General features: G+C 74.7%; 9 protein-coding genes. 6 read left to right on the top strand and 3 right to left on the bottom strand.

Features of this window, described 5'->3' with window-relative positions; translation table 11 throughout:
- The first annotated feature begins 140 nt into the window (after positions 1–140).
- From ACWDR0_RS33805 to ACWDR0_RS33785, 5 genes are all read left to right on the top strand, one after another.
- Positions 141–956, top strand: coding sequence for a LytR/AlgR family response regulator transcription factor (locus ACWDR0_RS33805; RefSeq protein ID WP_456355660.1), 816 nt, complete (start codon positions 141–143; stop codon positions 954–956).
- Between the two features lie 200 nt (positions 957–1,156).
- The gene (locus ACWDR0_RS33800; RefSeq protein WP_456355659.1) at positions 1,157–1,426 is read left to right on the top strand and encodes a hypothetical protein; all 270 of its coding nucleotides are present in this window, start codon (positions 1,157–1,159) and stop codon (positions 1,424–1,426) included.
- A 314-nt stretch (positions 1,427–1,740) separates the two neighbouring features.
- The gene (locus ACWDR0_RS33795; RefSeq protein ID WP_456355658.1) at positions 1,741–2,121 is read left to right on the top strand and encodes a hypothetical protein; all 381 of its coding nucleotides are present in this window, start codon (positions 1,741–1,743) and stop codon (positions 2,119–2,121) included.
- Between the two features lie 134 nt (positions 2,122–2,255).
- Positions 2,256–4,007, top strand: a complete 1,752-nt coding sequence (locus tag ACWDR0_RS33790; protein WP_456355657.1) for a sodium/solute symporter — start codon at positions 2,256–2,258, stop codon at positions 4,005–4,007.
- A complete protein-coding gene (locus ACWDR0_RS33785) occupies positions 4,004–5,221 on the top strand; it encodes a sensor histidine kinase (RefSeq protein WP_456355656.1) in 1,218 nt (405 codons plus the stop codon). Before ACWDR0_RS33790 ends, ACWDR0_RS33785 begins: the two co-directional genes overlap by 4 nt.
- A 66-nt stretch (positions 5,222–5,287) precedes the next feature.
- On the opposite strand, the gene ACWDR0_RS33780 is transcribed toward ACWDR0_RS33785, so the two are convergent.
- Entirely contained in the window at positions 5,288–5,806 is a 519-nt protein-coding gene (locus tag ACWDR0_RS33780) for a hypothetical protein (protein ID WP_456355655.1), read from the bottom strand.
- Positions 5,807–6,035: 229 nt separating this feature from the next.
- Complete coding sequence (locus ACWDR0_RS33775) at positions 6,036–6,590, bottom strand: sigma-70 family RNA polymerase sigma factor (protein ID WP_456355654.1); 555 nt, start codon at positions 6,588–6,590, stop codon at positions 6,036–6,038.
- A gap of 506 nt (positions 6,591–7,096) precedes the next feature.
- Here ACWDR0_RS33775 and ACWDR0_RS33770 point away from each other — a divergent pair.
- On the top strand, positions 7,097–8,449 hold the full coding sequence (locus tag ACWDR0_RS33770) for a CapA family protein (RefSeq protein ID WP_456355653.1): 1,353 nt from the start codon (positions 7,097–7,099) through the stop codon (positions 8,447–8,449).
- 90 nt (positions 8,450–8,539) lie between these two features.
- Here ACWDR0_RS33770 and ACWDR0_RS33765 read toward each other — a convergent pair whose 3' ends face one another.
- A complete protein-coding gene (locus ACWDR0_RS33765; protein ID WP_456355652.1) occupies positions 8,540–9,010 on the bottom strand; it encodes a universal stress protein in 471 nt (156 codons plus the stop codon).
- Positions 9,011–9,393 lie beyond the last annotated feature (383 nt).

Below are 9,393 nucleotides of genomic sequence, written 5' to 3'. Positions count from 1 at the left end.
GACGGTGCTCACCGCGGTGCTGGCCCTCACCGTCATGCTCGCCCTCGGCGGCGGAGGCGATATCGCGGTGCTGATCGCCGTGATGGTGCTGGCCGACGGGCCACGGCGGGACCGGAAAGCGAGGCCATAGACTCCCCACCATGCTGCGAGCCCTCGCCGTCGACGACGAACGCCCCGCGCTGGAGGAACTCCTCTATCTGCTCCGCTCCGACGACCGGGTCACCAGCGCCGAGGGCGCCACCGACGCCACCGGCGCGCTCCGCCGGATCACCGCGGCCCTGGACCCCGAGCCCGGCGGCGACGGCGGGGCCGGGCTGGACGTCGTCTTCCTCGACATCCATATGGCCGGGCTCACCGGACTCGACGTCGCCAGGGTGCTGGCCCGCTTCGCCCGCCCGCCCCTCATCGTCTTCGTCACCGCCCACGAGGGCTTCGCGGTCCAGGCGTTCGACCTCAAAGCCGTCGACTACGTACTCAAGCCGGTGCGCCGGGAGCGGCTGGCGGAGGCCGTCCGGCGGGTCTGCGACCAGGTCCGCGCGGCCCGGGACGCCCGCCCGCCGGAGGACGCCCCCGGCAGCCCGCCGTACGGGACGGCTGCCGCCCCCGGTCCGGTGCAGAGCAGCCCCGCCCAGATCCCCGTCGAACTCGGCGGTGTCACCCGGTTCATCCCGGTCGATTCCATCGCCTATGTCGAGGCTCAGGGCGACTACGCCCGCCTGCACACCGCCGACGGGAGCCATCTGGTGCGGGTACCGCTCTCCGCGCTGGAGGAGCGGTGGGCGGTCCACGGCTTCGTCCGGATCCACCGCAGCCATCTCGTCGCCCTGGCCCGGATCGACGAACTGCGCCTCGACGCCGGGGCCACCACGGTCCGGGTCGGCACGGCCGAACTGGCCGTCAGCCGCCGGCACGCCCGTCATCTGCGGGAACTGCTGATGCGCCACGCGGGCGGCTGACCCGCGACACCGGGCCGCCCGGGGTGCCGCGCCGTCCGCCCGGCGGGGAACGACCGTTCGGCCGACCGCGGTGACCGCTCGTCGCCGCCCGGCCGCCGTCCACCGCCCCGCCGCACCCGCCCACCGAGCGGCCCCGCTCCGGTCCGCCACCGGTACCACCACGGGTTCTAGCCTGGTCCGATAGGGAGCGAAGGGGTCTGATGTCCGACATCGAAGCGCTGCTGGAGGAGCTCCGGAACCTCCCGGAAACCCGGGCCTCCAGCGCCCGTGAACTGCAGGCCCTGCTCGGCACCGTGAAGAGCGCGGCCGGACGGTGGGCCGATGTGCTGTATGCCGTCCAGGAGTCGGCGCACGGACTGGCCGGCCCGCGCGCCGAGGCGGCCCTCGCGGTCGCCTTCCGCCGCGCCGAGGAGTCGTACGTCGAGCTGGAGATCGCGCTGAAGGACCTCGGCCCCGGCCCGGCGCGCTGACCCGCCCGCGCCGGAGGATCCGGCCCGCCCGCCCGGAAAGCCTGTCGGCCCTGGAGAACCCGCCCGCCCCGGAGCCCACCCCGGAGTTCGCCCCGCCCGCCCCCGAAGGCCCGTCGGCCCCGGAGAGCCCCGGCGGCCGGCCCCTTTTCCGCCCGGCCCGGCGACGGCTACCGCCGGTGAAACCATCCTGCGTAGACTCCCGTTGCCGTGCGTCCGCGGCGGGCCCGCGGACGGATCCGCCGCATCCGTGCGGCCGTACCCCCGCACCGGCCGATCCGGTGCGGCCCGCGGCCCGACCGAGAGAGCAGGGGACGATGCCGGGAGACCAGCGCCCCCGCCGCGAGGTGGTGACCGGGGTGCCCCGGGCCGGCCGCCGCGCCCCGGGACACGCGCCCGCCCGTTCCGAGGTCACCGAGCAGACCGCCCTGGGCGCCGCCTATGTCCGCTCCCTGATGCGCAGCCAGCTGCGGACCGCGCTGCACACCGTGGGGACCCTCGCACTCCTCGTCGGCACCCTGCCGCTGCTGTTCGCGCTGCCCTCCGCCTTCCACGGCAGCGCGCCGTCCCCGCAGCCCTTCGTCTGGGCGGCGCTCGGCTTCGGCGTCCATCCGGTGATGTGGCTGACCGCCCGCTGGTACGTCCGCCGCGCCGAGCGCAACGAACGCGACTTCCTCCGGCTCCTCGAAGGCCGCTGACCGGTGCGGACCCCGGTGCCCGCCGGTATACCCGGCCCGTGGACCGCGCCGCGCGGCGCCGGGCGCCCCCGGGTGCTCCGCCCGCTCCGGCGGGACGGCCAGGACGGCCGGGGCGCCCCGCCCCGGGGGCGCCGGTGAACCAGACCTACGCGGTGATCGCCGTGACCGCCGTCGTCGCCGCCACCGTTCTGATCGGCGGGCTCGGCCTGCGGATATCCCGGACCACCTCCGACTTCTACGTCGCCTCCCGCACCGCGGGCCCCCGCCTCAACGCCGCCGCCATCAGCGGCGAGTACCTTTCCGCCGCCTCCTTCCTCGGTATCGCCGGTCTCGTCCTCCTCCAGGGACCGGAGATGCTCTGGTACCCGGTGGGCTACACGGCCGGATATCTGGTGCTGCTGGCGCTGGTCGCCGCCCCGCTCCGGCGCTCCGGCGCGTACACCCTCTCCGACTTCGCCGAGGCCCGGCTGGAGTCCGCCGCCGTCCGCAGACTGGCCTCCCTGTTCGTCGTCGGCATCGGCTGGCTCTATCTGCTGCCCCAGCTCCAGGGCGCGGGCCTCACCCTGGAGATCCTCACCGGGGCGCCCAACTGGGTCGGCGGGGTCGTGGTGGCCGTGGTGGTCACCGGCGCGGTCGCCGCCGGCGGCATGCGGAGCATCACCTTCGTCCAGGCCTTCCAGTACTGGCTCAAACTGACCGCGCTGCTGGTGCCCGCGCTCTTCCTGGCCGCCGCCTGGGCCGCCGACGACGCCCCCCGGGCCCGGTTCGACGCCCCCGCCGTACTGCGCGAGCACACCACCGTCACGGTCGACGACACCGTACGGATCGAGCTCGACGAGCCCCTGACGCTGACCGTCGACGGAACCGTCGACGGCGTACGCCACGACCACGGCAACCTCACCCTCGGTGAGGGAACCCACCGGATAGACGCCGGGACCCGCGTCGGACTGCCCGCGGGCGCCGAGGTCCCCGAGCGGGTGATCTCCGAAACCGACCCGTCGAGCTGGTCGCAGCCGCTCTCCGGCGGCCGTGACGGCTCCCATCTCTACGCGACCTACGGGCTGATCCTCGCCACCTTCCTCGGCACCATGGGCCTGCCGCACGTCGCCGTCCGCTTCTACACCAGCCCCGACGGCCGGGCCGCCCGCCGCACCACCCTCGTCGTCCTCGGACTGGTCGGCGCGTTCTATCTGCTGCCGCCGGTCTACGGCGCCCTCGGCCGGATCTACGCCCCCGAACTCGCCCTCACCGGTGCCGCGGACGCCGCCGTGCTGGTCCTGCCGGAACGGGTACTCGGCGGCACCGCGGGCGATCTACTGGGGGCCCTGCTCGCGGCCGGGGCGTTCGCGGCCTTCCTCTCCACCGCCTCCGGACTGACCATGGCGGTCGCCGGAGTGATCTCCCAGGACGTACTACCCGCGCGCGGAGTGCGCTGGTTCCGGCTGGCGGCCGTACTCGCCGTGGTCGTCCCGCTGGCCGCCAGCGTCTTCGCCACCAACGTCCCCGTCGCCGACGCCGTCGGGCTGGCCTTCGCGGTCTCCGCGTCCTCCTTCTGCCCGCTCCTCGTCCTCGGCATCTGGTGGCGCCGGCTCACCCCGCCCGGCGCCGCCGCCGGACTCGTCGTCGGCGGCGGCTCGGCCCTCACCGCCGTGATGGCCACCCGCGCCGAACTCGCCCCCGAGGGGTGGGCGCACGCCCTGATGGCCTGGCCCGCGGTCTGGTCGGTACCGCTGGGCTTCCTGACCATGGTGCTGGTCTCCCTCGCCACACCCCGCCATATCCCGCCGTCCACCACCGCCACCCTCGCCCGGCTCCATCTGCCGGAGGACCTCGCCTGCGGCCCGGACGGACCCGAAGGCCCCCCGGGCCGGGAAGGAAAGCCGTGACCGGTACCGGAATCGCCGCCCTGACCACGGCCGGAGCGGTCCTGCTGGCCGCCGGCTTCGTCCTCGGACGGCTCACCGCCCGCCGCGGCGACCGGGCCGACCTCGACCTCGGCACCCCCGTGGAGCGCGCCACCTTCCACACCCTGCACACCGCTTCGCTGGCCGCGCCGCCGCTGCGGGCCGGACTCACCGAGGACACCGCCCGCAAGGCCTCCCGCAGACTCCGCTCGCTGCTGGGCACCGAGGCCCTCTGCCTCACCGACCGGGAACGCGTACTCGCCTGGGACGGCGCGGGCGCCGACCACCACCAGCACCGGGTGATGGCCAGGGTCGCCGAGGTCCTGGACTCCGGCCGCGGCACCACCGTGGAGACCGGCTGCGATGTGCTGGAGTGCCCGCTGCGCTGGGCGGTCATCGCCCCGCTGACGGGCGAGGACGGGGTACTGGGCACCCTGGTCGCCTATGGGTCCAGGGAGTCCGCCGTACTGGTGCGGGCGGCGACCGAGGTGGCCCGCTGGGTCTCCGTACAGCTCGAACTCGCCGAACTCGACCGGTCCCGCACCCGGCTCATCGAGGCCGAGATCCGGGCCCTGCGCGCCCAGATCTCCCCGCACTTCGTCTTCAACTCCCTCGCCGCGATCGCCTCCTTCGTCCGCACCGACCCGGAGCGCGCCCGGGAACTTCTGCTGGAGTTCGCGGACTTCACCCGCTACTCCTTCCGGCGGCACGGCGAGTTCACCCATCTCGCGGACGAACTGCGCTCCATCGAGCAGTATCTGGCGCTCGCCGGGGCCAGGTTCGGGGACCGGCTGAAGGTGACCCTCCAGGTGGCGCCGGAGGTGCTGCCGGTGACCCTGCCGTTCCTCTGTCTCCAGCCCCTGGTGGAGAACGCGGTCAAACACGGCCTGGAGGACACCACGGGCGAGCGCCGGATCACCATCGCGGCCCGGGACGCGGGCGCGGAGGCCCTGGTGACCGTCGAGGACGACGGGGTGGGCATGGACCCGGCGGAGCTGCGCCGGATCCTCGCGGGCGAACGGCCCGCGTCGTCCGGCATCGGACTGTCGAACGTCGACGAGCGGCTGCGCCAGGTCTACGGAGACGAGCACGGGCTCGTCATCGAGACGGGGGTCGGGGCGGGGATGAAGGTCACCGTCCGGATCCCCAAGTACCGGGCCGGGGTGCATTCGTCACCGGGCCGCCGCCGGCCGTGACCGGACGGTCCGCCGCGCCGGCAGCCGGGCGCGGGCGGGGGGAAGACGGAGGGGGCCGCCGGAGGATCAGAAGAGATGGATGGCCAGATGGCCGAGCGGCAGCCCGAGCTGCCAGGCCGGGGTCCACACCCGGGTCTGCTCGTCGACGGTGCCCGGCCGGCCGGCGGCCTGCTGGAGTGTCCCGTCGTCGCCGAGGTCCGTGGTCAGCAGCTCCGTCGAGCTGAGCCAGCGCCACGAGGCGCGGGCCAGCAGGAGATCGGGACCGGGGCCGCCGAGCGTCCGGGCCCGCTCCTCGCGCGCCGCCAGCCGGCGCCCCACCCACTCCGGCCACGGATGCCCGTACGAGGTCCGGTCCAGCCACTCCTCGATGCTGGCCACCGCCCGGGTTCCGGCCAGTTCGCCCGAGCCGTCGCAGAGGTAGATGGTCAGGGCCAGGGTCTCCCGGCCCGCCCGGTACTCCAGCGAGCCCCCGTCGACGAGAGCACCGCCGCGCAGCATCTCGTCGGCGACGTACTCGGCGCAGAACCACGCCATGGGCACATCGGGGGTCTCTCCACCGGTGTCGTTCGTACTCTCGGTCTGCACCGCTCCCACCTTCTTCCGGACGACACGGTGACGGTGTCGGTTCGGAGACGAGCCTCCACCGAGTGACACGGCCCGCGGCGCGTCTTTGCTCAACTTCACCGTGACGTTTCGCACTCCGGGGACGTTTGCCGTGGCCACAGGGGGATACGGGGTGCGCGGGACGGCCGGTGCGCGCGTGATGGGGGCGGCGGGGCACGCACCGGGGACGGCGGACCCGGTGCGCGACCCGTCACGCTCCGTGCCGTCGCACGCCCCGGGCGTACCCGGGGAGGCGCGGAGCCAGCGCGCGCAGCGCGTAGTGGGACCGCGACTTGACCGTCCCCGGCGGGATCCCCAGGGACTCGGCGGCCTCGCTGACGCTGAGCCCCTCGAAGTACAGCTTGTCGAGTACGGCACGGTGGTCCGCGCTCAGTTTGCCGACGGCGGCCCGGACGTCGAGCTGGGCGACGGCGGTCTCGGTGGGGTCCGCGGGATCGGGTGTGGTGGCGAGCACCCCGTCGCCGATCTCGGCCGGCCGGGCGAGCCGGGAGCGCCGGGCATCGATGGCGAGCCGCCGCCCGACGGTGAACAGCCAGGGGCGCATGGACTCGTAGGGCCGCTGGAAGGCCTCGGGATGCTGCCAGGCCCGGACCAGCGTCTCCTGGAGGAGGTCCTCCGCGCGCTGCTGGTCCCCGTAGGTGAGGCCCTGGAGAAAGCTCAGCAGGGCGGGGCCGTGTTCGCGCTGGAGGTCCGCGATGGCCCCCTCGTCGGTGGTCGCGGAAGCGGTCAGGGTTGCCGTCGCCATGGTTCAACACCTCTTCTCCTGCGCCCCGGGCGGCGGGCCGGGGCGCGGTCGTGGCGGGTGGTACGGGACCGGGCGGGGGCACCGGCAGACAGCTGCCGGTCAGGGGCCGTGGCGGTATGGGACCCCATGCGGGGCGGCCGGAGCAGCCGGTTCGCCGCGGTCCGTCGGCAAGCGGTCGACCTCGGCGACGAGTGGTGCGACGAACGGGCGGCCGGATCCGGCCCACCGGTGCGGCGGGCGGTGAACGGCGGCGTCCGGAAGGCCCGGCGGCCCGGCGGCGCCCGGCGTACGGAGGGGGCGCGGGTGCTCGTTCCCGCCGCCCTCCGGCGTCCGGCGCGCGGAGGCGGCCCCGGGCCCGGGTGCCGCCGATGAGGTGACGGCGGCCGTGCTTCCCGCCGTGTCGCTTGCGTTCCGGCGGACCACCCTGTGCATTCGGTAGTCCGATAGTCATACCGGCAGGAACCTCCTACGGGCACGGCCGTGCCCGCACGGGTTGGGAGCGGCGCATGCGACGGCACCGGAACCACGAACACCGCGAACACCTTGAGCATCACGAACACCGCGAACACCGCGAGGGCGGCAGCGGCGGGAGCGGCGAATTCCACGGAAGCGGCAGGGGCGACGGGAACAGCGGAAGCGGCGGAAGCGGCGGGAACGCGGCCCGGCGCGGCGGTGCGGCCGGGCGGTACGGCCCCCCGGTGCTCGCCGTTCTGCTGCTGGCTGCCGGAGTGACGGCCTGCGCCGCCCCCGGTCCGGTCCGGCCACCCGAACCGGCCGGCTCGTCGCCGTCCGCGGCCGGGGGTCCGGCCGCCGTCCGCGCCTTCACCCTCGTCGCCAGCGGAGACGTCCTCCCGCACGACTCCGTCATCGCGCAGGCCCGCTACGACGCCGCGGACTCCGCCGAGGGCTACGACTTCCGGCCCATGCTGGCCGCGGTCCGGCCCGTCGTCTCCACCGCCGATCTGGCGATCTGTCATATGGAGACCGTGTACGGCGCCGACGGCGACTACCGGGGCTACCCGGCCTTCACCTCGCCGCCGCAGATCGCCCGGGGGCTCGCCGCCACCGGCTACGACGCCTGCTCCACCGCCTCGAACCACTCCCTGGACGACGGCGCCGACGGCATCCGCCGCACCCTCGACGCCATGGACACCGCGGGCCTGGTGCACCACGGCTCCGCCCGGACGGCACAGGAGGCCGAGCGCCCCGGCAGACTGCGGGCGGGCGGCGCCGAGATCGCGCACCTCGCCTACACCTACGGCACCAACGGACTGGAAGCGCCCGAAGGGCAGCCCTGGGCGGTCCGGCTCATCGACGAACAGCGGATCGTCGCCGACGCCCGCGCCGCCCGCCGGGCCGGCGCCGATATCGTCGTCCTCAGCCTGCACTGGGGCACCGAATGGCAGACCGCCCCCGACGAACAGCAGCTCGCCCTGGCGAAGAGCCTCACCGCCGCCACCACCGGCGGCCGCCCCGACATCGACCTCGTCCTCGGTACCCACGCCCATGTCCCCCAGGCGTACGAGAAGGTCAACGGAGTCTGGGTGATCTACGGAATGGGCGACCAGATCGCGGGCCCGATGTTCGACTACTCGGGCGCCCGGGACCACCGCGGCAACATGGGCTCCATCGGACGCTTCACCTTCAGCCCGCCCGCGGCGCCCGGCGGCCGCTGGGCGGTGACCCGTGCCGAGTTCGTACCCCAGTGGTACGACACCGGCTCGGGGCGCGTCGTCGACCTCGCGGCCGCCCTCGCCGAGGACCCCGGCCGCGACGACTACCGCGCGATCCTGGACACCGTCTCCGAGGCGGTCCTGAGCCGGGGCGCCGCGAAGGACGGACTGACCGCGGCCCGCTGACCGGCACGCGGCCGGGACCATCGGGGACCACCGGGCCCGCCGTACCGGACGGCGGGCCGGGCCGCGGGGACTCTCCCGTTCCCGGGGGAGCTACGGAACGACCGTCACCGGCCAGCGCCCCGCCTTCACCAGGCGTACCGCCACCGAACCGATGAACCGGTGCCCCGCGGACTCCGACAGCCCCACGACCACCGCGTCCGCCTTGAGATCGTCGGCCGCCTGCGCCAGACCGTTGAAGGCGTCCCCGGGAAACGTGTGGAACTCCCAGCGCACGTCCCAGATGCCCCGCACCCGTTCCGTCGCCGCCCGCACCTCGGCCACCAGCTCCTCGGCGACCTCGCCCGTGGCGTCCGCCACCGGCACCCCGAGCGCCGCTCCGGCCGGCATCACCGGCTGGACGTACACGATTGCCAGCAGCGCGTTCTGCCGCCGGGCCAGGCCGCCCGCGTACGCCGCGGCGCGCAGGGAGGCGCCGGATCCGTCCACACCGGCGACGATCACCTTCGGGCCGTCGGTACCGCGTTCGAAGGACGATGCCTGGGAAGAGCCGGGAGTGGTCACACCACCGAGGTTAGGCGATCGGCCGAGGCTCCCGGCGGAAGGGTGTCCGGGCCGGTCGCGGGGGTGCGGCAGACGCGGTTCGAACGTACGGACCCGCAGCCCGCCCGGGGGGTGGGCCAGGTGTGCGAACGCAGCCCTGTTCGACTGCTCTCATCGGGTGCTTTCCTCCGGGGCCGCGTGTTGATCAAGCTCCCGGGCGGGTCGTCGTGCGAGCTGTTGGTCATGAAGAAGGATCAGACGCCACCGGACCGCCGCACGGTGCTCCGTATCGCCGCGGGCATCGGAGCCCTCGCCACCGCGGGCCTCCTGGTCACCGAGGGGACCGGGGAACGGGCCGCGGCTCCCGGCGCCGCCGTACGCGGCGCGGGCGGCGCGCCGGGCCG

The sequence above is a fragment of the Streptomyces sp. NPDC003691 genome (assembly GCF_053981115.1).
This window is presented reverse-complemented; position numbering and strand designations above follow the sequence as displayed.